This window comes from Polynucleobacter hirudinilacicola, from assembly GCF_002192535.1.
GTDB lineage: Bacteria > Pseudomonadota > Gammaproteobacteria > Burkholderiales > Burkholderiaceae > Polynucleobacter > Polynucleobacter hirudinilacicola.
In genome coordinates this window covers 1-23,855 of sequence record NZ_NAIA01000005.1, presented here as the reverse complement: position 1 = coordinate 23,855, position 23,855 = coordinate 1, and the positions used below count along the sequence as shown (strand labels likewise).

Genomic DNA, 23,855 nt, shown 5'->3' with positions numbered 1-23,855 from the left:
CTCTCTACTTCAAAACCATGCGCTTCTTGAACAGCATGTTCAGCATGAATACGCGCTTGCTCTGCTGCCTGGTGCGCAGCTTGATAATTTGCAGAACATTGATCTAGTTCGCCCTGCAACTCACTTTGCATAAGTTTTTGTGCGCGCAATTGCTTTTCAAGACTCTCCATCTCCTGCGCACGAGCCAACATACCGGCTTGCTCAGAGTCTGCAGCATAGAGCTGAACGCTAACGCGACTAACTAGGTGACCCTGTTGGGTTACAAAAGCACCGCCCGCTGGCAATTTCTCGCGACGATGCAAAGCATCCTCTAGGCTGCTAGAAATATAAATATTGTCCAACCACTCTTGCAACACAGAGGTGAGACGTGCTGCACCAGCACTTTGAACACGAGTAAGGAGTGGCGTGAAATCTGCCGGAACTACTGTATGTGCAGGAGTAATTTCTTCTGTCAGCAAAATTGCCAAGCGACTTGGTGGAGCATCATTAGCTAAAGCCAGTGTCTCTTGAACGCTCTTTGCAGTCACCGCAGCTAAACGCTCACGCAAGACAGACTCCAAAGCAGCTTCCCAGCCGCTCTCAACTTTGAGCTCTTGCCAGAGACGCTTGCTCTCTTTGAGCCCCTTGCTCTCTAGCCATGGGCCAATCTTACCTTGGGCTTGAACGCTCGCCTGTAAAGCTGTTAATGCGGTGAGCTTCGCTTCAGTTTGGGCAAGGTCTTGGTTTGCAGCTTGAATCTTTTGTTGAGCGGCATTTCGTGCCTCATCAGTAGCCGGAACACGTTGCTGTGTATCGGCTGCACGCTGCTTAGCTTCATCCACTTTGCGCTGAGCCATAGCCTGACGATCAATCGCCATTTGTAAAGCCTGTGCATCCGGCCTACGCATACCATCTAATTCACTGGTAAGACGAGTCTCGCGCCCCTTTAATTCATCTGATTGCGCAGACATCGCACGAATACGCTCACCCAAACTGGCTAAACGCTGCTCAATCGATGCCAAACTATCACGTGCATGATTTAATTCACGAGCAGATGTTTGGTAAGTCTCTTCACGGCTTGGCATTTGCTCTTGTAGGCCATTGAGGTTAGCCAACAAGGTTTGCTCTTTCTCTGCAGCTTCGCCAAGTTCATGTTCGGTAGTACGTTGTGCTTGCGCAGCGTCAGTCTCTTGAACAGTCCAACGTTGTAACTGGGCTTGTAAGTCTTGAGTTTGCTGTTGCAAACGTTGACGTGCTTCTTGCACATAATGAATCTGTGACTCAACCTGACTCACATCAGAGTTGGTTTGATACAAATCACCCTGCGCTTGAGAAACTTTATCTTGTAAAGAATACTGCTGGGTACGCATAGTTTCTAATTCAGCTTCGGCATGACGCAGCTTTGCCGTCTGCTCTTCCAAGCTTACCTGGGTATCACGGATACCGTTAGCATGGCGCTCTTGCTCTTTACCAGCCTCGGTCTGACGGACAAACCAAAGTAACTGTTGCTGTGATTTCATTTGCGTAGAGAGTTCAGCATGGCGCTCAGCAACCGTAGCTTGTTTCTCTAAGCGAGTTAACTGTTGATCAAGCTCACGCAAGATATCTTCAACACGTGTTAAGTTTTCTACAGTGTCTTCTAAACGTGATGCAGTTTCTTTGCGACGCTCTTTGTATTTAGAAACACCTGCTGCCTCTTCCAAGAAAACCCGTAATTCTTCTGGCTTTGCTTCTAAGATACGATTGATAGTGCCCTGTCCAATAATGGCGTAACCCCTTGGACCCATACCTGTTCCCAAGAAAATATCTTGGATATCTTTACGACGTACCACTTGATTGTTGACGTAATAACTTGAATTACCGTCACGAGTCAAAACACGTTTGATACCTAATTCTGTAAATGCACTCCATTGACCTTGAGCACGTCCTTCAGAATTATCAAAAATGAGTTCTACGCTGGCACGACCAGATGGCTTACGCAAACCAGAGCCGTTAAAAATAACGTCCTGCATAGATTCGCCACGTAACTCACTGGCGCGGGATTCACCCAAAACCCAGCGGACGGCGTCAATAATGTTCGACTTTCCGCAACCGTTAGGACCTACAACGCCAATTAATTGGCCAGGCATTTCAAAATGGGTTGGGTCAACGAAAGACTTAAAGCCGGAAAGTTTGATGGATTTCAGTTGCACGGCGTACTTTGTAGGGAAGAAAGAGGTTTAAATAAGGGGGTAAATAATTAAAGCTAAAGTGGGAAGATGATAGCAAGCTTGGGGCTCCTTAGACGCGTTTTCTCCCCATCGATATAATGATAAATCTACCTCCAGGGACAAAATCCCTTAACAATCTGATAGTTAACTAAAAAGCATGAGCCAATCACCACAAAGCATCATTGAAGAAGCCTGGGAAAACCGCGCAAACCTGTCTCCAGATAGCGCCCCTGGCAACGTCCGAGGCGCTGTAAATGCCGTCTTAGAAGGGCTCAATAACGGCACTATTCGCGTTGCTGAACGCCAAAGCGTTGGTAAATGGGAGGTAAATCAGTGGGTAAAGAAGGCTGTTTTGCTTTCCTTCCGACTTGAGGACAACATTCCTATGGGCGCTGGAGGCTATACCCAGTTCTACGACAAGGTACCTAGCAAATTCCAGAACTACACTGCGGCTGATTTTGCTGCTGGTGGCTTCCGCGTGGTTCCCCCAGCCATGGCCCGTCGCGGCTCATTTATTGGTAAAAATGCGGTTTTAATGCCCTCTTATGTCAATATTGGCGCCTACGTTGGCGAAGGCACCATGGTTGATACCTGGGCAACAGTCGGTTCTTGCGCCCAAATCGGTAAAAACGTTCACCTTTCCGGTGGCGTAGGTATTGGTGGTGTTTTAGAACCCATCCAGGCTGGCCCAGTCATTATTGAAGATAACTGCTTCATTGGGGCGCGCTCCGAAGTAGTTGAAGGCGTGGTGATCGAAGAAAATGCTGTGCTCTCTATGGGCGTGTATATCGGCCAAAGCACCAAGATTTATGACCGTGAGACTGGTGAAGTCCATTACGGACGAGTTCCAGCAGGCTCTGTAGTCGTACCTGGCTCACTGCCCTCTGCGTGCGGTAAATATAGTTTGTATGCTGCGGTTATCGTCAAGAAGGTAGATGCTCAAACTAGAGCAAAGACTGCCATTAACGAATTACTTCGCGACTAAATTTCAATGAGCGCCACCCTTGAGCTCACAGAAGCTCTCATTGCTTGCCATTCCGTTACCCCGGCTGATGGTGGTTGCCAAGAATTAATCGCGACGCGCTTACAAGCTCTCGGCTTTCATACTGAGAGTGTTGTGAGTGGCCCTGATAACTTTCAAGTAACTAACTTATGGGCAATTAAAAAAGGGAAAGCTGGTGAACAAGGCAAAGTACTGATGTTTGCCGGACATACAGACGTTGTGCCAACTGGGCCATTGGAAAAGTGGACTAGCGACCCATTCACACCAACCATACGCGATGGCATGCTTTATGGTCGTGGTGCAGCGGATATGAAGACCTCCCTCGCTGGATTTGTTGTCGCTACTGAAGAGTTTGTTGCCACCCACCCCGATCACCAAGGCTCCATTGCTTTTCTCATTACTAGCGATGAAGAAGGTCCCGCGAATGACGGGACCGTCATCATGTGTGAACGCTTGCAAAAGCATGGTCAACGTCTAGACTATTGTGTGATTGGTGAACCCACCTCGGTAGACCAACTCGGCGACATGATTAAGAATGGACGCCGTGGCTCTTTATCGGGCAAGCTCAAAATGAAAGGTATCCAGGCGCACATCGCCTACCCTCATTTAGGTAAAAATCCGATTCATCTTTCTGCACCTGCAATTTCTGCGCTAGTAGAAACTGAATGGGACAAAGGAAATCAATATTTTCAACCAACTAGCTTTCAGATCTCCAATATTCATGCAGGCACCGGCGCAAATAACGTCATCCCTGGTGAATTAACTATTGATTTCAACTTCCGCTTCTCAACCGAGAGCAAACCAGAGCAATTGCGTGAGCGTCTTGAAAAGATTCTCAAAGACGCTGGGCTTGATTTTGAAATTGACTGGGTATTGGGCGGTAGTCCATTCATTACAGGCGATGGCGCTTTAGCGGGAGCACTGCGCACAGCGATTAAAGCTGAAACTCAGATTGATACAGAGCTATCCACCACTGGCGGCACCAGTGATGGTCGTTTTATTGCCAAGATATGCAAAGAAGTGGTGGAGTTTGGCCCCCTAAATGCTACTAGCCACAAGATTGATGAGTGCGTCATCATTGATGATGTAGAGCCCCTCAAAAATATTTATCGCAAAACGCTTGAGCAACTCATTGCTTAATTGCGAATAGATTCTTTTCTAATACAACTAATCCATCATGGACCCTGAGCCTCAGCAATCATTGACAGTCGATCAGTGCATCAATCAAATTGCACAAAAACTGGAGGCTGCTAACTTACATTATGGACATGGCGCCATTGATGCACGAAGCGAGGCCTTGTGGCTTGTCAGTAAACAGATCGATTTAAGCCCAAGTGATGCACTAGATCATTTAGAAGATCTCATTATAAGAGAGCAGCAGCAAAAAGCAATCGCTGTTGCTGATGCAAGAATCTCCACTCGCAAACCACTCGCCTATATTTTGGGTGAGGCATGGCTTATGGGCGTGCCTTTTTTCTGTAGCGAGCAAAGTATTGTTCCCCGTTCATGGATTGCAGAACTGATTGTGGATGGCTCTTTAGAGCCTTGGCTACCAGCAGATGGTAAAGCGCTTGATTTATGCACCGGTAATGGCTCACTAGCAGTGCTACTGGCGCTCTCTTGCCCTGATATTCATGTGAGCGCTTGCGACATCAGTATGCCAGCCTTAGCTGTTGCCGCTCGGAATGTAGATCGGCATGGCTTGAGCTCTCAAGTAGAGTTATTCGATGGCGATTTATGGAATGCACTACCCGAGCCTAATGAAGACAACCTATTTGACTTGATCATTTGCAATCCACCATATGTCAACGCGAACTCAATGAATGCACTTCCCATTGAATATCATGCTGAGCCAGCTCTAGCATTAGCGGGTGGAGATGATGGGATGGACTTAATTAGAAAAATTATTGCGCATGCGCCTGATTACTTATCTGAGCGTGGTGCCATTCTGATTGAGATTGGCAATGAATATGAAAACTTCAAAAAAGCCTTCCCGCAAATTCCAGTCATTTGGATGGAAGTGTCTGCTGGCGAAGAGCAAGTCTTATTAATCCAGGCAGAAGACCTGCGCTAACCAATCATCAACTTAATTCTGCTGCAGCAGCAATTGCCTGATCAATTCGCTCGACTGGAATAACTTTCAATCCAGGAATCTTCGTCTTAGGCATATTGGCCTTCGGAATAATAGCTACTGTGAAGCCCAACTTAGCAGCCTCTTTCAATCGCTCTTGACCACGCGGACATGGACGAATCTCACCAGCCAGACCAACCTCACCAAACACGATCAGCTCTTTAGGTAAAGCGCGATTTCGAATTGACGACTGGATTGCCAAAAGTACCGCTAAGTCAGCTGCAGGTTCTGAGATTTTGACCCCGCCGACCGCATTTAAGAATACATCTTGATCAAAGCAAGCAATACCAGCATGACGATGCAATACCGCTAAGAGCATTGCCAAGCGCGCTTGCTCTAGACCAACAGCTAAACGCCTTGGGTTAGGAACATGCGCCGTATCTACTAGAGCCTGGATCTCTACTAACAATGGCCGACTGCCCTCTTGGGTCACCAATACACACGCGCCCGGAACCATCTGCTCGTGCTGCGATAGGAAAATTGCCGAAGGATTCGTAACTCCGCGCAAACCTTTTTCAGTCATCGCGAAGACGCCTAACTCATTGACAGCGCCAAAACGATTTTTAATTGAGCGCACTAGGCGGAATGAGGAATGTGTATCACCCTCAAAGTACAAAACGGTATCGACAATATGCTCAAGCACACGAGGGCCTGCTAGGTGACCATCTTTAGTAACATGACCCACCATCAAGACACAAATACCGCTTGATTTAGCAGCCCTGGTTAATTGCGCAGCACACTCCCGAACCTGCGCTACAGATCCTGGTGCAGAACTCAATACCTCAGAGTACAAAGTTTGAATCGAGTCCACTACCAATACTTGTGGCTTAACGGTATCCATAATCGAAATCAGTTTCTCCAACTGAATTTCTGCTAAGACCTCTAATTGAGGGGCATCTAATGCAATGCGTTTTGCACGTAAGGCAATTTGCGCTGCCGACTCTTCGCCACTGCTATAGAGCACATTCATACCAGCAGCACTCATCTCGGCTAGAGCTTGTAAAAGTAATGTGGATTTGCCAATACCAGGATCGCCGCCTAAAAGTACCACACCACCTGGAACCAAGCCACCACCTAAGACGCGGTCAAACTCGTCTACGCCTGTGCTAAATCTTGGCAAGTCTTCTGCAGCAATTGCAGAAAGTTTTTGCCGCGGCAAGGATTGTGCCAAACCCTGGAAACGCGAGTTCGAGGTTGTCTCTGGCAAGCCCTCCTCCATCGTGTTCCATGCCTGACAAGATGGACATTGTCCTTGCCACTTTGCAGAGGTACCACCACAAGATTGGCAGATATAAACCGTTTTGACTTTAGCCAAGAGTTACCTAGTAATGAAGTTAAATGAATATGGTTTGAATCATTAATCGAGCTGCGTACCTGCTTTATTTTCTTTTGCACGCTTAGGCGCATCCTTGCGGCGCTGCTCTAGATCAGCCGCTCTTGTAGCGGCGGCTTTTTGCTTTTCTTCAAATTCACGCTGATTATCTTCACGCTCAGCAGCCTTCACTGGCGAAGCACGCTCAGCAGCGCGTTTAATATCCTCTTGATCTTTTAAGCTCTTACGTAATTTACGTTGCTCATCATGCAATGCGATCTCTTGCTCGGTAATTGGGTCTATTTCTTTACGATATTGAGTTCTAGCACTACTAATACAGTAGTTGACCCAATACTTTTGATGACATTCAGCTTGAGCCTTGCCCCAACGATACTTAGACCACTCGCGCTGAAGCTCTAGCTCCTGCTCAATCTTATTTAATTGTTCGAGTCTATCCTCTTCGGCAGGAGTCGCCAAAACAGAGCTAGCAATAGAACAAGTTAGCCAAAAAATTCCGAGGAATAATTTTGAGCGCATAAGAAGAGCTCTCAAATTTCCACCTTGGCGCCCAATTCCACAATTCGATTGGCAGGTATCTTGAAAAAGTCAGACTGACGTCCAGCATTTTGATACATCCAGCAGAACAAACGCTCACGCCAGAGTGCCATACCAGGTATAGCTGAAGGAATAATGGTATCGCGCGACAAGAAGAAGGAAGTGTTCATCATGTCAAACTTCATATTGAAGCTAGTCTCAATCAAGTTAATGATTGTTGCCATATCAGGAGTCTCTTTGAATCCGTAAATAGCCCTGACTACAAATATATTGCCACCCAAATCTTTGAGGGTAATGCGATCCCGATCATTGACGTAAGGTACATCCCAAATACTCACCTTTAGAAAAAAGACTCTTTCATGAAGTACATGGTTATGCTTGAGGTTATGTAAAAAAGATACCGGCAAATAATCTACGTGCGCAGTCAAAAATATAGCTGTACCCTCAACTCGATGAGGGGGATGCGCAAGCAAGGCACCGATAAAGCTACTCAATTCAATGCCGTCCTCCATTGCACGCTTGCGCAAAATTTGACGGCCGCGGTACCAGGTAATTAAACAAGTAAAGCAAAGTAAGCCGAGAGCTAATGGGTACCAGCCACCGTCTTTAATCTTAATCAGATTCGCTGTCCAAAAAGCAACATCGACGAGGAAAAAGGCAGCAGTAATCAATGCCACCAATACAACATTCATCTTCCACTCGCGGAACATCACTACCGCTAGCAAAATAGTGGTGATGAGCATTGTTGATGTTACGGAAATACCATATGCAGCTGCCAAGTTAACAGACTCTCGAAACTCAATAATGGTGACAACCACCATAAACAATAAAACCCAATTCACAATCGGAATATAAATTTGGCCCTGCTCAGAATCCGAGGTGTGCAAAATATTCATGCGTGGCATAAAGCCCAACAAAATTGCTTGGCTTACCAATGAATATGCTCCAGAAATGACAGCCTGAGAAGCAATTACAGTGGCAGCTGTCGCTAAGCCTACCGTTGGCCACAAGGCCCATTCTGGGACCATTAAATAAAAGGGGTTCTTAATTGCCTCGGGATCTGAGAGCACCAATGCTCCCTGGCCAAGATAGTTAATCAGAAGACTTGGTAGAACAATAAACAACCACGCATATCTCACTGGAGTACGCCCAAAATGCCCCATATCAAGATAGAGCGCTTCGACACCGGTTACCACAAGAACAACTGCGCCCATCACAATGTAGGCAGTAGTTGGGTGCAGTCTGATGAAATCGATTGCATACAAAGGATTGAAGGCAGCAATAATCTCAGGAGCATCACCAATATTCCAGATACCCAATGCAGCAAGTGTTAAGAACCAAGCAAGCGTAATGGGTCCAAATAATTTTCCGACTGCAGCAGTACCGTATTTCTGAATCAGAAATAAGGCCACCAAAATAATGAGTGAAATTGGAATAATGAATTTATTTAAACCCGGGGCAGCAATCTCAATACCCTCAACCGCGGACAAGACAGAAATAGCTGGGGTAATAACCGACTCGCCTAAGAGCATGCAAGCACCTAGCATGCCCATGATCATAAAAAAGAAGTAGCCTTTTGATTTACTGTCAAAAGAACGTAAAGCTAAGGCCATCAAAGACAGAACACCGCCCTCACCTTTATTGTCTGCACGCATCACAAACAATACATATTTCACAGTCACAACTAAAATAAGAGCCCAAATCATCATTGAGATGACGCCAAATAAAGCTTCTGGGGTATATGCAATGCCATGATTGGCATCGAAACATTCTTTTAAGGCATAGAGCGGGCTAGTTCCGATGTCGCCGAAAACTACGCCAATCGCTGCGAGCATCATTACACCAAGACTTTTTTTATGCTCACCACCAGGACCACTAACTTCTACCGGGTTCAGAAGCGTTGAACTGGAATACTCTGGATTACTAATTGACATCTCATAACCTTAAGGTATGTTGCGTGGCAATATGTTACTCCTTATAAGGGGCTATTAAAGCAGGAATAAAACCCTCAAAAACCGCGTTTTTATGTTCCTTTTGAAGGAAAACCTCGACAGAGACCCCCAAAAAATGGTAGAATTTCAGCTTCAGACGCGGGGTGGAGCAGTCTGGCAGCTCGTCGGGCTCATAACCCGAAGGTCGTAGGTTCAAATCCTGCCCCCGCAACCAGTAATTCAGTACTAAGCCCTTAATTTTTAAGGGCTTTTTGCTTTTTAGCAATAACTAAACTCTGAGAATCTGCCTAATCAACTAGTTCTTTGGCCCGTCAACTGCTTGCAAGTAACCCTTGAGGTATTGAGCTGGCACAAATAAATTGCTGCTCACCCCAGTTTTTGAAGAAATCGTGACCTGAAATCCCTTATCCATTTGCTCCCGTAAAAAAGTATCGGTGACTTGAATGGACATCAACTCCTTAAATACACAACCTTGCGCATCGCATATACCAGCTTCTCTGGATACAACCTTGAAAGTACTTGCAGGTTTATTCAGTAAGTTCGCTGATTCGTAATAACGCCAAGGAGCGAAGTAAGTCAGATGGACTAGGAGTTCATATGATTTGGCGCCCTGAGTACTTTTCTCCCCTCTGAGACTAAACATCTCAAAAGTATTGGCATCATCCATCGTATTGATCGGTGGACCTTGATAAATTTTTGCCCCATTACTCGGATTAGAGCTAATGATAGTAGAGCGATAAACATCGTTTATCTCCCAAGCACTAACGACTCTATCGTTACTTTTGCACGCTATTAAACCAAGGCTAATGATGAGTAAAACAATGATTCTGTACATATCTAAATCCCCTTAAGTCTAGAAATCATACTATCGACCAACTAAAGAGGGGTCTATTGCCACCAGATGCACTGGCAGCAAGCATTTCCATATTTAGCTCTACTCTATATTAAAGGCTTAATTCAAAACCTTATAACCCCTACCACTCAAGCAGCGCTTAACAACCGCTTCCTGAGCCTGGTTACCGCTAAATGCACCACCAGCTCCACCTATCACTGCACCAGCACCGGCTGCCTGAGCAATACCACTGGCATTACCACCAGTTACTAAACCTAAGAGACCTCCAACTACAACGCCGGCACCAGCACCTTTAGCTGCCGTAGACCCCATGCCGGATTGCTCTTTGGCGTAGTCCTGACACTCTTGCAGATCCTTGTCATAAGAAGCCTGATTGACTCCCTTCATATCCACAATTGGACGAACATCAGCACCAGCACAGCTAACAGCTGCAACAAGAACCACAGAACACAACGCAACTAGCTTATTCATATTCGTTACCTTTTTACTGAATCAATTTGAGAACAAAGGATTAATCCTCGAGACTCCTATGCCATAGACGATTTATATCATGCCGCCAAAATTGTGTCGAAAACTGAGCATTATTTTTAAAGGTCCAGACTTGTGCACCGGTGATCGGCGTTTGATGAAATGCAATTCTTAAATCTCGATAGCGAGCACTTACTGTAGGGTGTGGATGGCCATACCGATTTCGGTAACCATTTTGTGCAAAAGCTTGGTCAGGCTCCAAATTTTTGAGCAGCTCAAGCGATGAAGAGGTCTTACTGCCATGATGTGGTGCCATAAAAATAAGCTGCTTATCCGCTAGCTCTTTCAGCCTCATTGGAGCAAGTCGCTCTACCATCTCAGCCTCACCTTGCTTTTCAACATCGCCGGTTAACCAAAAAGAAGTTTGCTGGTTGCGCACCTCAAGCACACAACTCATTTCATTTGGCTTTCTAGAGTATTGCTCCTCAAAAAGTGTTTCTTCATGTGGATGCCAGACTATGAACTCCACATCATCCCAAATCCAGCGTTGTCCAAACCGGCAGGGAAAGCTTGGGATTTTTCTAGTCTGTAGATTTTGAAGCAAAGGATTATTGCTGGGTAGAGAACCCATCATTGAATCAAACTGTATTTGCCTTAATAGCGTGGCCGCTCCACCGACATGATCACTATCGCTATGACTAATTACCATGCGATCTATTTGATCAATACCTCTACCGCGTAAATAAGGCAGAATCACGCGCTGCCCTGCATCATCCTTCTTTCCTTGAATAGGCCCAGTGTCATAGAGTAATTTCCTATTAGCAGTCTCCAGTAAGACTGCTGTGCCTTGACCAATATCCAGAACGGTTGCCCTAAATTCACCAGGAGCTAAAGGGAGGTGATTCAAATAGTTCCATTGCGGGACAAACATCGGCATCGATAGAGACAAAGCTAAGGCGCGTGATTTCCAGTGATGCTTCAAATCTCCTGGACGTATGGCATAGATAATCCCAATGCCAGATAACAGCAAACTCCACCACTCTGGTTGTTTAGCCCAAACGATCGACCAATTCCAGCTAGCCATCCAATCTAATACAACTGCTAAATATTCCATTGCCATATGCGCAGGTATTAACAACCACTTGCCAATAAATTCTGGTAATAAAGCCCCTGCGATTGCAAGAGGAGTCACAACATAACTCACCACAGGAATTGCAAAGGCATTGGCTAGAGGTGACACTACAGATACTTGATAAAACCAATACAAAGTAAACGGTAGTAATGCGATAGTAACAACCGCTTGTACTCGACAAGCTTCCCGCAAAGCTTGTAGCAGACGATCAGTCCAGTGAATCTCTAACTCTTTTCCGGTTGGAATTCCTAATAGGCCACTGGAATCACCCATGGCATAAAGGATGGCTGCAACAGCGCCAAACGATAGCCAAAAACCTGGGGTATAGGGTGCCATAGGATCTATTAGCAAAACCAATGCTAATGCCCACCACCAAATATCGAATGATCTAGGATTTCTTCCAGACCAAAGTGCAAATGCAACGACACCAACCATATACATGGTTCTCTGCGCTGGAATCTGAAAACCCGCTAACCATGCATAGAAAAATGCAGTCATAAACCCAGCACTTGCGGCTACTTTTCCGACGGGGATGAGGAGAGGCCATGAACGACGTCGCCAAATAAATGCGGCTATAGAGGCTCCAACTCCTGCCAACATCGTCACATGTAGTCCTGATATTGAAATTAAATGTCCGATACCTGTGGCATTAAATATCCGCCAGTCATCTTGATCAATCGCATTTTGATCACCCATTACCAAGGCAATAATTACCCCTGCATAACGAGCGTCTTCTGGTAACAGCTTTTGAATTTTTTTACGTAGGCTCCAGCGCGCTAACTCCATACGTAACTCAAATTCAGTTAAACCAATGTCTTTTGAGAGTAAGAGCTCTCCCGACCTTACCGAGCCACTAGCTCCAAAGTCTTGATGAAAGGACCAACGCTCAAAATCAAATGTATATGGGTTGAGAGACCCATAAGGTCGCTTCAGCTTTACCTTGAACCTCCAACACTGTCCCGGAACGACCTCGGGAATTGCCTGCGGATTTCTCCAGGCTGGCTGCCAACTCAAATAAATACGTTTAGGAAGATGATTTACGGGCTCATTAATTTCAAATGCAAATTTAGCGCCCGCAGAGTTACCCTGAGGCAACGCAACTACGCGCCCTTCTATCGTTAAGTCTGTTCCCTCCATTTCTGGCGGCAGAAGATTGCTCAATCGATTCTCGGCATAGTGTGCGTTCCATGCGAAGCCAAGTACAAACATCAAGGAAAGAATTGCCAATTGGCGAAGGAAACTGGATGACTGTTTGATACAGATAAAGAGACAGCACATTGCTCCGATCAAAAAACATCCAACAGCCCAATGGATGGGAATCTTTGGTAAAAATAAAAGGAGCGATCCCCCGGCGATGAACGCCGTAATTGCTAAGCGCAAGAGCCTAAGAAGCTAGTTTGGAGTTTGCAGAATCAGTACAGAGTGCTGACCAACGGGGTAATACTTGCATGGCGTTGCGCCATACTCCAGCTGCAAAATCAGCCTCATTGATTCCACGGATAGACGCTAGCATCCTAGCAATCCGAGGTAAGAACCCAGGCTCATTAAATGCAATGCCCTCCCCCCTCAACCACGCTGGAGGGATATCGGGTGCATCAGTTTCTGTGACGATGCTATCAAGCGGTAACTCAGTTAAGAGTCTGCGAATTTGCAAAGCGCGTTCATAAGTAGCGGCGCCTCCAAAACCCAACTTAAATCCTAGTTCGATAAACTGCTCGGCTTGCTGAAAGCTACCATTGAAGGCATGAGCAATCCCGCCAGGAATCTTGCGACGACGCAGGGCTTTTAATATAGCGTCCTGTGATCGACGCACATGCAAAATGACTGGTAGCTGAAACTGCTGCGCTAGATCTAATTGCGCATTAAAAAAAATGCTCTTGCTTATGTGGGTCCAAGCCTTCTACAAAATAATCGAGCCCAATCTCACCTATACCAACAAATCTAGGGTCAGAAAGGGATTGGGAAATCTCTTGTTCAAGAATGGAGATATCACCCTCCTGCGCTTGATTGGTATATAGAGGATGAATGCCAAGCGTATAGACTAAGCCTGGAATCTGCTGACCATATTGATTTACAAGTGCGCGAACTGCTTCGCAATCAACTGCTTTGACGGCTGGTAACAAGATTGCCTGAACATTGTTATCAAGCGCAGTCCGAATGACCTCAGGTAAATTCTTTGCAAACTCTGGGGCATCTAGATGGCAATGGGTATCGATCCACATGGGGTGATCGCTCATTGTGAAAAAGTCTTTAATACTCCGCGCTCTAAATGCAAAATACGATCACAACGTTTGGCACGAACTGGATCGTGGGTCACAATCACAAAGGCGGTACCCTGATCACGAGCAATATCTAACATCAAATCAAAAACACCATCTGCAGTTTCAGTATCTAAGTTACCCGTTGGCTCATCAGCCAATACACATGCAGGGTTTCCTACTAAAGCTCTTGCAACCGCTACCCGTTGGCGCTCACCACCAGATAATTCACCTGGAGTATGTAATTCACGTGCAGATAAGCCAACTGCTTTGAGTATCTTGCTGGCACGCTCCATTGACTCATCATTGCCTAAGCCACGAATACGCAAAGGTAAGGCAACGTTCTCAACAGCGCTAAATTCATCTAAGAGATGATGGAACTGATAAATAAAACCAAGGCTTTGATTGCGTAATTGATCTAATTTTTTGACAGATAACTGATTCAAATGAGAACCAGCGAGCACTACCGAGCCAGCGCTCGGGGTATCCAAGCCACCCAAAAGATGTAATAAGGTACTTTTGCCAGAACCGGATGAGCCCACAATCGCAACCTTCTCTGAAGGCGTGACATCCAAATCAATTGTCTTGAGCACTTCTACCGCTGTCGGGCCTTGACCATAGGTCTTAGCCAAACCGCGCGCCATTAAAACTAAAGCGCCCTGATTATTCATAGCCTCATTCATATCGCAAGGCCTCCGCAGGTTGCACTTTGGCAGCACGTCGACTTGGATAGAGAGTTGCCAGCACAGATAATCCAAAAGCCATTAATCCGACTGTAACTACATCACTCAATCTAACGTCCGAAGGCAGCTCACTAATAAAGTAGATCTCGCGAGGCAAGAAGCGTACACGGAAAATCGCTTCAATAGCGGGAACGATGACATCAATATTGAGTGCAATCAACAAACCCAAGCCCACGCCAGCTAGAGAACCGAGTATGCCAATGGCCAGACCTTGAATTAAAAATATTCTTTGAATTAAGCCGGGACTCGCGCCCATCGTTCTTAAAATTGCAATATCAGCTTGCTTTTCATTTACAGTCATCACCAATGTAGATACAAGGTTGAATGCTGCTACCGCAATAATCAAAGTCAGAATGATGAACATCATCTTCTTTTCAGTTTGAACTGCAGCAAACCAATTACGATTTGAGCGGGACCAATCAGTTACCCACATGGCTTGAGGCACAACAGCGGCTAACTGATTAGCGATTTCTGGAGCACGCTGCATATCATCCACCTTGACACGCAAGCCTGATGGATCTTTGAGGCGCAGTAAAGCTGCAGCATCCTTCCAATGCATGATGGCTAACGAGCTGTCGTATTCATAATGGCCGCTATCCACAATACCTACCACCTGAAGAGTACGCATCCGTGGCATTACACCAGCTGGCGTTAAATCGCTTTCAGGAACAATTAAATTAATGCGGTCGCCCACATGAGCACCAACCAATGCTGCAAGTTGCGCGCCTAAGGCAACCCCAAAGCCACCAGGCTTGAGATCATTAATATTGCCGGCAACAAATTGTTTTGGCAGATCGGAAACTTTTCCCTCTTCGCTTGGCGAGATTCCCCGAATGGCAACGCCACGCATAACGTTCTCACGACTGAGTAAGCCTTGAGAACTGACCATTGGGGCAACACCTATGACATGCGGTTGCTCAGCCACTTTAAGCACAAGTGGTTCCCAGTTTGCCAACCCTTCTGGTGCAGTAATTTCCACATGAGAAAGAACCGACAGCATGCGATCACGAACTTCCTTTTGGAATCCATTCATGACCGAGAGCACCACAATCAAGGAGGCAACGCCTAAGGCGATGCCAGCGGTCGAAATTCCGGAGATAAAGGATAAAAAACCATCGCGCTTACCCACCGTCTTACGACGCTTGGATCGGGTGTAGCGCAGGCCAATTTCTAGCTCTATAGGAAGTCTCAACATAGCCACAGTTTAGTGAATTACCAAGGCAAACCAATGGAATACCTAAATGCCACCTAAAATCAGGGGAATGACTGTAAATTCTGCTACCTCTCCAGCCGCACAAACCAAGCTACGGCGCTTTACTCTGATGCTGTCAGGTGAGGATGCTTTTGACTCTGAGGAAGGGCGTGCAATGGTTGATCGCCCGGTAAAAGGGCTACCACATGAGCGTTATTTACTGGGCAAACTGGTACCGCTTGCGCCAATATTACTTTTAGGCCAAAGATCTCAAGCAGTTAATCCATCAGAAGTCATCGCCTGCCTTCAGCCAGTCCATCTGCACGCCACACGTGACCATCTTATTTTGATGGGGCAAAACCAGATTGATCTGACAAAAACTGAATCTGCCGAACTTTTAAAAACTGCACTGCCATACATTGAGGAAGATTTTCAAAACCCAATTCAGTTTCAGGGACAGCATTATTGGTTTATTCCAGCAGGTCCATTTGCAAGCCTAGCTAGCTATAGCATTGATCAAGCACATGGTCGCAATATTGATTGGTGGATGCCACGCGATTCTAACGAAGAAGGTATCGCAAAACGTTGGCGCAAGCTCCAAAATGAAATTCAGATGCTCTGGCATATTGGCTCTGTTAATGAGGCACGAGAGCAACGCGGTATGCCGAGCATCAACTCTTTATGGATTAGTGGAATAGGTAAATTGAGTGATGTGCAAGCGCCATTAGCAGTTCAACAATCAAATCATCTCTATGGATCACATCCTCTACTGGCTGGATTGGCAAAGCTATACAACATTTCCCATTCGGAGGAATTGAATACTCCGAAGCCAGGAGCTTTTGCGTGGCTAGATCATCCCGAATCGATATGGCCAACATTAACTACGGCATTGAACAATCAAGTATTAGATGAAGTACTGATCATTGACTTTCCCAAAGGCAAAACTCGTGAACGTCTCTATCAAGCTAAAGATCTTTCTAAAAGATCTTGGGCATTCTGGAAAAAAGTAGAGCCACTCACCTGGCATGAAATCATTTCCTCATGAGCCTCTTTTCTCAACGTCCTTTCTCTGAGCGTACCGCTACCTGGTTACAGCAAAGTGGCCTACATCCATTGCTGGCGAGACTATATGCAGCACGAGGTCTCGAGTCACCTGAAGAGCTATCGCTCGACTTAAAACAATTACTTTCGCCAACAGAACTCAAAAATTGCATTAGTACAGCGTCACTACTAGCAGACATCCTTGAAAGAAAAGAAGCCATGCTCATCGTTGCAGACTACGACTGCGATGGTGCTACCGCTTGTGCTGTCGGCCTACGGGGTTTACGGATGTTGGGTGGTTCAGAGACTCCCATTCAGTTTCTGGTTCCCAATCGCTTCACTATGGGATATGGCCTGACGCCCGAGGTAGTTGAGCTTGCGGCCGCACAAAATCCTAAACCCAAATACCTCATTACGGTTGATAACGGTATCGCAAGTGAAGCTGGAGTAGATCGTGCCCGCGAACTAGGCATGGAGGTGATTGTTACTGATCATCATCTACCTGGTGATCAAATTCCCAAGGCAACTGCGATCGTTAATCCTAATCAACCTGGCTGCAACTTTCCAAGCAAAGCGCTTGCTGGAGTTGGCGTGATGTTTTACCTATTGGTAGCCCTACGTGCAGAGTTACGTCATCGTGGAAAATTTACGAATGAGACACAACCTAAAGTGGAGAGCCTATTAGATCTCGTTGCTCTAGGCACAGTTGCCGATGTAGCCCAGCTTGATCGCAATAACCGCGTACTCGTTTCTAATGGTTTAAAACGAATGCGGACTGGTATTTCTCAACCTGGAATACAAGCTTTGTTTCAAGCTGCCGGACGAGACCCCCGTAAAGCGAATACCTTTGACTTAGGCTTTGCTATTGGCCCCCGCCTCAATGCTGCTGGGCGCTTAGCCGATATGACTTTAGGTATCCGCTTACTGCTGACTGACAGTACAGATGAAGCAATGACGCTGGCGCAAGAACTGGATCGCATTAATCGCGAACGTCGCGTGATTGAAACTGGCATGCAAGAAGCGGCACTCGCACACCTTGCAGAAGATCAGCTAGCCGGAACCATGGCGCAACGTACTAGCATCTGTCTTTGGAATCCGGAGTGGCACCAAGGCGTTGTTGGCATTGTGGCTTCACGCCTGAAGGAACGCTTTAATCGCCCAGCCATTGTTTTTGCTCCCGATGGCAATACTGGAGAAGAGTTACGTGGATCCGGTAGATCATTGACGGGCTTTCATCTAAGAGATGCTCTAGATTTAGTATCCAAACGTGAGCCTGGACTCATCCTCAAGTTTGGTGGCCATGCGATGGCAGCTGGTCTAACGATTCGTAAAGGTGATTTTGAAAAGTTTGATGCCTGCTTTCAGGAAGTGGCAAATAGCTTATTAAATGATGAAATACTGGAGCGTCGACACCCTCATGATGGGTCTCTACAGCCCTCAGAATTCACCCCTGAAATCGGCGATCTGCTTGCCGAAGAAATCTGGGGTCAAGGCTTTCCTCAGCCCGTCTTTTATGGGGAGTTTGAGGTTGCCCAGCAGAGCCTTATGAAAGAAAAACACCTGCGCTTGATGCTGCGCCCCATTGGCTCAGCTCCTGGCAATAAGCCAATTACTGCCGTTTGGTTCAATCGCACCCAAAGCCTTCCATCCAAAGCCAAATTAGCCTACCGGCTAGTCACCGACCGCTATCAAGGACAAGCTCGTGTCCAGCTCATGGTTGAGGCACATGACGAGAGCACTGGGACCTAAAGGTCAAGTGCAATAACCCCCTTATAATTGGGGGATGGAAGCTGAACAACTCAACACTATTTCAAATACCTTGTCTGATCTGCTCACCCGTGAGCAAGCTCTTCGGGGGTATCTTTGACTTCGAAGTAAAGTCACGTCGCCTTACTGAAGTTAACTCGATCCTGGAAGATCCCACCATTTGGGATGACCAAAAGAAAGCGCAAGCGCTGGGCAAAGAAAAGAAATTGCTCGATGGCGTCGTTGCTACTCTCACTGATTTAAATACCAACATCACAAGTGCTCTTGAACTCTTTGATATGGCCAAAGAGGAAGATGATTTCGATACGATTGCTGCTATTGAGCAAGATGTTGAAACTTACAGCAAGATCATTGGTGATCTGGAGTTCCGCCGCATGTTCCACAACGAGATGGACTCATGCAATTGCTTTATTGATATTCAGGCAGGTGCAGGCGGTACTGAGGCGTGCGACTGGGCGAGCATGCTTTATCGCCAGTATCTCAAGTATTGTGAACGCAAGGGCTACAAAACAGAAATTCTAGAAGAATCCGATGGCGATGTTGCTGGCATTAAGAGCGCAACGATCAAAGTAGATGGCGAGTATGCCTACGGCCACCTCCGCTCCGAAACTGGCGTGCATCGCCTGGTACGTAAGTCACCGTTTGACTCCTCCAATGGGCGCCACACTTCTTTTGCCTCCATCTATGTCTATCCAGAGATTGATGACTCTATTGAGATTGAGGTGAATCCTGCAGATATTCGTACAGACACCTATCGCGCTTCTGGTGCGGGTGGTCAGCATATTAATAAAACTGACTCCGCAGTGCGCCTCACGCATATCCCGACAGGAATTGTGGTGCAATGCCAGAACGATCGTAGTCAACACCGAAATCGCGCAGAAGCAATGACGATGCTCAAGTCACGCTTGTACGAACACGAGATGCAAAAGCGTCGTGCAGAACAAGATAAGTTAGAAGCAAGTAAAACAGATGTGGGCTGGGGTCACCAGATCCGCTCTTATGTTTTAGATCAAAGCCGCATTAAGGATTTACGTACTAACGTTGAGATCTCCAATACTCAAAAAGTTCTGGATGGAGATCTTGATGCCTTTATTGAAGCCAGCCTGAAGCAAGGCGTTTAATTAACGACAAATATGAACGATAAAACTAATCCACCAATTACCGAAGTAGTTGATGAGAACCACATCATTGCGGAGCGCCGTGAAAAACTCGCCAAACTGCGCGAAAGTGGTATTGCCTTTCCGAATGATTTTGTTCCCACCCATTTAGCCGCTGATTTGCATACTCACTACGATAGCCTCACCAAAGAAGAGCTTGCTATAAAAAAGGTTCATGTCAAGGTTGCTGGTCGTATGGTCCTTAAGCGCGTGATGGGTAAAGCGAGTTTCGCAACCATTCAGGATCGTAGTGGTCAGATTCAGTTCTACATCAGCGATGAACTCAGTGGTGCCGATACTCATGGTGCCTTTAAGCATTGGGACATGGGTGACTTTATCTCTGCCGAAGGAAATCTCTTTAAGACTAATAAAGGTGAACTTTCTGTTGAATGTAGCAACTTGCGTTTATTGAGCAAGTCTTTACGTCCATTGCCGGATAAATTTCACGGACTGTCTGATCTAGAGACTAAATATCGTCAGCGTTATGTAGACCTCATTGTTAATCCAGAAAGTCGTAATACGTTTAAAGCACGTAGCAATGCGATTGCCTCATTGCGTCGCCATATGCTTGATGCTGACTTTATGGAAGTAGAAACACCCATGCTTCACCCGATTCCCGGTGGTGCAGCAGCGAAACCATTCATTACTCACCACAACGCACTCGATATGCAAATGTTCTTGCGTATCGCTCCTGAGCTTTACCTTAAGAGATTAGTAGTTGGTGGATTTGAGCGCGTTTTTGAAATCAATCGTAACTTCCGCAATGAAGGCGTAAGTCCGCGTCACAACCCCGAATTTACGATGATGGAGTTCTACGCAGCGTATACCGATTACCGTTGGCTGATGGACTTTACTGAAGGCTTGATTCGTGCGGCAGCAATGGATGCTCAAGGTACCGCAGTATTGACCCACCAAGGTCGCGAGTTAGATTTGAGCAAGCCATTTCAGCGTCTTACCATTACTGAAGCAATTCTGAAGTATTGTGGCCAATCGGGTAAGAGCTATGAAGCAGCCCAACTTGATGACATCAACTTCATTCGCGCTGAACTGAAAAAAGGTGGGGAGAATCCAGATGCCCCTACCCTTAAGAATGCCGGCATTGGCGCCTTACAGTTAGCTCTGTTTGAATTGGTTGCCGAAGAGCATCTCTGGGAGCCAACCTACATCATCGATTACCCAATCGAAGTCAGCCCTCTCGCTAGAGAATCTGATACCCGCCCTGGCATCACTGAGCGCTTTGAACTCTTTATCACCGGTCGTGAAATCGCCAATGGATTCTCGGAGCTGAATGATGCTGAAGATCAAGCCAATCGCTTCCGCAAACAAGTAGAGCAAAAAGAAGCTGGCGATGAAGAAGCGATGTACTTTGACCATGACTTCATCCGCGCCCTTGAGTACGGCATGCCTCCAACTGGTGGTTGCGGTATTGGCATTGACCGTCTGGTAATGCTACTGACCGATGCACCAAACATTCGTGATGTGATTCTCTTCCCTCATTTGCGTCGCGAGGAAGAGTAAGGCTAGTATTTGGCTTGCCTAGATTAAAAATGCAGTAAGTTAAGAGCTTCCTGTGCGGTCATCACGCCTTCGTCAGTAGGAACAACCCAAACCTCAACAGCACTTTGTGGTGTGCTAATTTTCAAAGTAAGTTCCTTGGTGGCCGCCTGATTTAGCGCTTCATCTAACTCAATGCCTAGCCATTCAAATTTCTTACACACTGAAGATCTTAGGTCTGGATCATGTTCGCCAATACCCCCGCTAAATGAAATTAAATCAAGGCCGCCAAGACAGGCAATCATTGCACCGCCCTCGCGCATAATTTTATAAATAAAAAGCTCAATTGCTTCTTTGGCCAGAGGATTAGGATCGCTCTTTAATTTACGCATATCAGCTGAGATGGTAGATACACCAAGTAAGCCGCTCTTTCTGTAGAGAAGATCTTGCAACTGATCATGGGTATAGCCGCGCTCAACCAAATACATCAATACGCCAGCATCTAGAGAGCCGCTACGAGTACCCATCATAAGGCCATCCAAGGCAGAGAAGCCCATTGTTGTTGCAATACTTTTTCCATCAATCGCAGCACACAAACTAGCGCCATTACCAAGGTGCGCCATCAACACTCTATCTCTAGATCTACTCGAGCTCTCAAGCAACTCTCCAATAATGTACTGATAAGAAATTCCATGAAACCCATAGCGTCGTACACCCTGATCCGTAATCTCCTTAGGTAAAGCAAGAGAAGTTTCAAGTGGGCTCATTGTTTTATGAAATGCCGTATCAAAACAGAGTACTTGCGGAATACCTGGAAATACTTGGGAAAAAGCTTTCACACCATCCAAGCTATGTGGCTGATGGAGTGGTGCCAAGGCACTCATAGCCCATAATTTTTCTAGAATGGCATCTGTAGAAACAACCGGTTGAAAAAACTCTGAGCCTCCATGAACAATGCGATGAGAAACGGCTCGGATTGGAGGCAACCCTTTAATCTCAAGTAATAACTCTTTGAGGTGCATTAAGGCAGCGATAAAGGGATCCTGATCCACATCCTCAAAATACTCAGCGTGCTGCACACCTTCGTAGGTATAACGCAGCTCTGTTTTTCCACCGGGCTCTAGACCCTCGAAACTCCCGGAGAGGATTGATGGCAGGACAGATCCTTGCTGCGTAGGATAGATTGAAAACTTGAGAGAGGAGGAGCCTGCATTAACAGTCAGAATTGCCATAGGAATAGATAGTGTGTTTGATGAAACAAATAAATTAAAACTCAGACTGCTCAAGCGCTATAGCAAAAAACACCAAACTGAGGCTAAATAAGGAAATCGATCGATATTGGGCAAGAATCATCCCTAGATGATAGCGAGATCGTCCCTCCCCAAGCCTTAAACAGGGTTTTATAAGCAAAAGTAGATAACTTATAAGAAGTAAATTGGTGATTGGGCGCTGGATAGACCCTGAATCACTTCAAGATTGAGGATAATTAGGGTTTTAGATAATTAAAACTCAGCTTTTATGGCAGCCTACAACACCGAAACCGTTCTTACCGTTCACCATTGGAATGACACGCTCTTTAGCTTTACTACTACTCGCAATAAGGGCCTGCGCTTTCGCAGCGGCCACTTTTTGATGATTGGCCTTGAGGTTGAAGGCAAGCCTTTAGTTAGAGCTTACAGCGTTGCCAGCCCAAACTATGAAGAACATCTGGAATTTTTAAGTATTAAAGTCCAGGATGGACCACTTACCTCACGCTTGCAAAAGATTCAGGTGGGAGATCCCATTCTTGTCAGTGAAAAATCAGTTGGTACATTAGTGATCGATGATTTAAACCCTGGAAAGCATCTTTATCTATTCAGCACGGGCACTGGTCTTGCGCCATTCATGAGCATCATTCGTGACCCAGATACGTATGATAAGTTTGAGAAAGTGGTTTTAATTCATGGCGTTCGTCTTGTCAGTGAGCTAGCCTATGGCGACTACATCAAAAATGAACTGACTCAAGATGAATACCTGGGTGAATTAATCCGTGAAAAACTGATCTACTATCCAACGGTAACGAGAGAGGCTTTTAAACACACTGGGCGGCTCACTACTGCTATTGAATCTGGTCAGCTCTTTAAAGATATCGGCCTGCCTCCTTTGGATCCAGCAGTAGATAGAGCAATGATTTGTGGCAGCCCATCGATGCTCAAAGAAACCGCTGAAATGCTAGATGCCAAGGGCTTTAAGGTCTCCCCAAGCCTTGGCCAGCTTGGCGACTACGTATTTGAACGCGCCTTTGTAGAAAAGTAAGGCCCAGACTTTATAGATTCAAAAGTAGTTTAGTTATCGCTATATATTCTTTGCAAATATATAGCAGCCTTGTTACAGTATTCCTAACCAATACAGTCTCAAGGAGTCAAGATGTCACCCGTCAGAGAGCATTACAACCCAGCTATACAGAGTCTGTTACGGGAGCATGATCGCTTACCTCATGATCAGGTTGCCGAAAGAAAAAGTTTTCAGAGGCAAATTCTTTTTTTAATGAACGCCATTAAAACTGAGGAGTTTGAAGCTTCCTTCTCGTAATAGCTTGGACCTAAGGATGGATATAAAAAAACCGCCT

General features: G+C 46.0%; 19 protein-coding genes, 1 tRNA gene and 1 pseudogene. 10 read left to right on the top strand and 11 right to left on the bottom strand.

Annotation, left to right across the window (positions count from 1 at the left end; genetic code table 11):
* Positions 1-2,171 (bottom strand): chromosome segregation protein SMC (gene smc / locus B6A14_RS10180; RefSeq protein ID WP_087910406.1); only part of this gene is annotated, 2,171 nt, incomplete at its 3' end.
* A 175-nt stretch (positions 2,172-2,346) separates the two neighbouring features.
* Between smc and dapD the strand changes: the two genes are divergently transcribed.
* From dapD to prmB, 3 genes are read left to right on the top strand one after another with little or no spacing between them, the layout of a single operon-like run.
* Positions 2,347-3,174, top strand: a complete 828-nt coding sequence (gene dapD / locus B6A14_RS10175; protein ID WP_087910403.1) for a 2,3,4,5-tetrahydropyridine-2,6-dicarboxylate N-succinyltransferase — start codon at positions 2,347-2,349, stop codon at positions 3,172-3,174.
* A 6-nt stretch (positions 3,175-3,180) separates the two neighbouring features.
* Positions 3,181-4,332, top strand: coding sequence for a succinyl-diaminopimelate desuccinylase (dapE, locus tag B6A14_RS10170; RefSeq protein ID WP_087910402.1), 1,152 nt, complete (start codon positions 3,181-3,183; stop codon positions 4,330-4,332).
* A 37-nt stretch (positions 4,333-4,369) separates the two neighbouring features.
* On the top strand, positions 4,370-5,266 hold the full coding sequence (prmB, locus tag B6A14_RS10165) for a 50S ribosomal protein L3 N(5)-glutamine methyltransferase (RefSeq protein WP_087910401.1): 897 nt from the start codon (positions 4,370-4,372) through the stop codon (positions 5,264-5,266).
* Between the two features lie 7 nt (positions 5,267-5,273).
* Here prmB and radA read toward each other — a convergent pair whose 3' ends face one another.
* Genes radA through B6A14_RS10150 form a run of 3 tightly spaced genes read right to left on the bottom strand, consistent with a single transcriptional unit; the run spans position 5,274 to position 9,028 of the window.
* Positions 5,274-6,638, bottom strand: a complete 1,365-nt coding sequence (gene radA / locus B6A14_RS10160; RefSeq protein ID WP_087910400.1) for a DNA repair protein RadA — start codon at positions 6,636-6,638, stop codon at positions 5,274-5,276.
* A 42-nt stretch (positions 6,639-6,680) separates the two neighbouring features.
* A complete protein-coding gene (locus B6A14_RS10155; RefSeq protein ID WP_087910399.1) occupies positions 6,681-7,172 on the bottom strand; it encodes a hypothetical protein in 492 nt (163 codons plus the stop codon).
* Between the two features lie 11 nt (positions 7,173-7,183).
* On the bottom strand, positions 7,184-9,028 hold the full coding sequence (locus B6A14_RS10150; RefSeq protein WP_236635735.1) for a potassium transporter Kup: 1,845 nt from the start codon (positions 9,026-9,028) through the stop codon (positions 7,184-7,186).
* A 251-nt stretch (positions 9,029-9,279) separates the two neighbouring features.
* Here B6A14_RS10150 and B6A14_RS10145 point away from each other — a divergent pair.
* Positions 9,280-9,356 (top strand) — tRNA-Met (locus B6A14_RS10145).
* An 81-nt stretch (positions 9,357-9,437) separates the two neighbouring features.
* Here the strand turns inward: B6A14_RS10145 and B6A14_RS10140 are convergent.
* The 6 genes and pseudogenes from B6A14_RS10140 to B6A14_RS10115 all read right to left on the bottom strand — a co-directional run bounded on the left by B6A14_RS10140 (position 9,438) and on the right by B6A14_RS10115 (position 15,791).
* Positions 9,438-9,977 (bottom strand): hypothetical protein, encoded by a 540-nt coding sequence (locus B6A14_RS10140; RefSeq protein ID WP_087910397.1) that lies wholly within the window; start codon positions 9,975-9,977, stop codon positions 9,438-9,440.
* A 117-nt stretch (positions 9,978-10,094) separates the two neighbouring features.
* Positions 10,095-10,466: a glycine zipper family protein gene (locus tag B6A14_RS10135; protein ID WP_087910396.1), complete on the bottom strand. Its 372-nt coding sequence runs from the start codon at positions 10,464-10,466 to the stop codon at positions 10,095-10,097.
* Positions 10,467-10,506: 40 nt separating this feature from the next.
* Positions 10,507-12,873: a DNA internalization-related competence protein ComEC/Rec2 gene (locus B6A14_RS10130; RefSeq protein ID WP_201721534.1), complete on the bottom strand. Its 2,367-nt coding sequence runs from the start codon at positions 12,871-12,873 to the stop codon at positions 10,507-10,509.
* 106 nt (positions 12,874-12,979) lie between these two features.
* Positions 12,980-13,817 (bottom strand): annotated as a pseudogene (locus B6A14_RS10585) (TatD family hydrolase).
* Between the two features lie 11 nt (positions 13,818-13,828).
* Positions 13,829-14,536 (bottom strand): ABC transporter ATP-binding protein, encoded by a 708-nt coding sequence (locus tag B6A14_RS10120; RefSeq protein WP_201721533.1) that lies wholly within the window; start codon positions 14,534-14,536, stop codon positions 13,829-13,831.
* Entirely contained in the window at positions 14,529-15,791 is a 1,263-nt protein-coding gene (locus tag B6A14_RS10115; protein ID WP_087910395.1) for a lipoprotein-releasing ABC transporter permease subunit, read from the bottom strand. Before B6A14_RS10115 ends, B6A14_RS10120 begins: the two co-directional genes overlap by 8 nt.
* A 67-nt stretch (positions 15,792-15,858) precedes the next feature.
* On the opposite strand from B6A14_RS10115, the gene B6A14_RS10110 reads away from it, so the two are divergent.
* The 4 genes from B6A14_RS10110 (at position 15,859) to lysS (ending at position 21,271) form a co-directional block, all read left to right on the top strand.
* Positions 15,859-16,833: a hypothetical protein gene (locus B6A14_RS10110; RefSeq protein ID WP_236635734.1), complete on the top strand. Its 975-nt coding sequence runs from the start codon at positions 15,859-15,861 to the stop codon at positions 16,831-16,833.
* The gene (gene recJ / locus B6A14_RS10105; RefSeq protein WP_087910393.1) at positions 16,830-18,578 is read left to right on the top strand and encodes a single-stranded-DNA-specific exonuclease RecJ; all 1,749 of its coding nucleotides are present in this window, start codon (positions 16,830-16,832) and stop codon (positions 18,576-18,578) included. The genes B6A14_RS10110 and recJ overlap by 4 nt, the downstream gene beginning before the upstream one ends.
* Positions 18,579-18,612: 34 nt before the next feature.
* A protein-coding gene (gene prfB / locus B6A14_RS10100; RefSeq protein ID WP_201721532.1) for a peptide chain release factor 2 occupies positions 18,613-19,717 on the top strand; the annotation gives its coding sequence in 2 pieces (ribosomal slippage) (positions 18,613-18,684 and positions 18,686-19,717; 1,104 coding nt in all).
* Between the two features lie 12 nt (positions 19,718-19,729).
* Positions 19,730-21,271 carry a lysine--tRNA ligase gene (gene lysS, locus B6A14_RS10095; protein ID WP_087910391.1) on the top strand — a complete coding sequence of 514 codons (1,542 nt, stop codon included), beginning with the start codon at positions 19,730-19,732 and terminating at the stop codon, positions 21,269-21,271.
* 23 nt (positions 21,272-21,294) lie between these two features.
* On the opposite strand, the gene B6A14_RS10090 is transcribed toward lysS, so the two are convergent.
* A complete protein-coding gene (locus B6A14_RS10090; protein ID WP_087910390.1) occupies positions 21,295-22,479 on the bottom strand; it encodes an acetate/propionate family kinase in 1,185 nt (394 codons plus the stop codon).
* Positions 22,480-22,765: 286 nt separating this feature from the next.
* Between B6A14_RS10090 and B6A14_RS10085 the strand changes: the two genes are divergently transcribed.
* Entirely contained in the window at positions 22,766-23,542 is a 777-nt protein-coding gene (locus B6A14_RS10085; RefSeq protein ID WP_087910389.1) for a ferredoxin--NADP reductase, read from the top strand.
* Between the two features lie 111 nt (positions 23,543-23,653).
* A complete protein-coding gene (locus tag B6A14_RS10340) occupies positions 23,654-23,818 on the top strand; it encodes a hypothetical protein (protein WP_201721531.1) in 165 nt (54 codons plus the stop codon).
* Positions 23,819-23,855 lie beyond the last annotated feature (37 nt).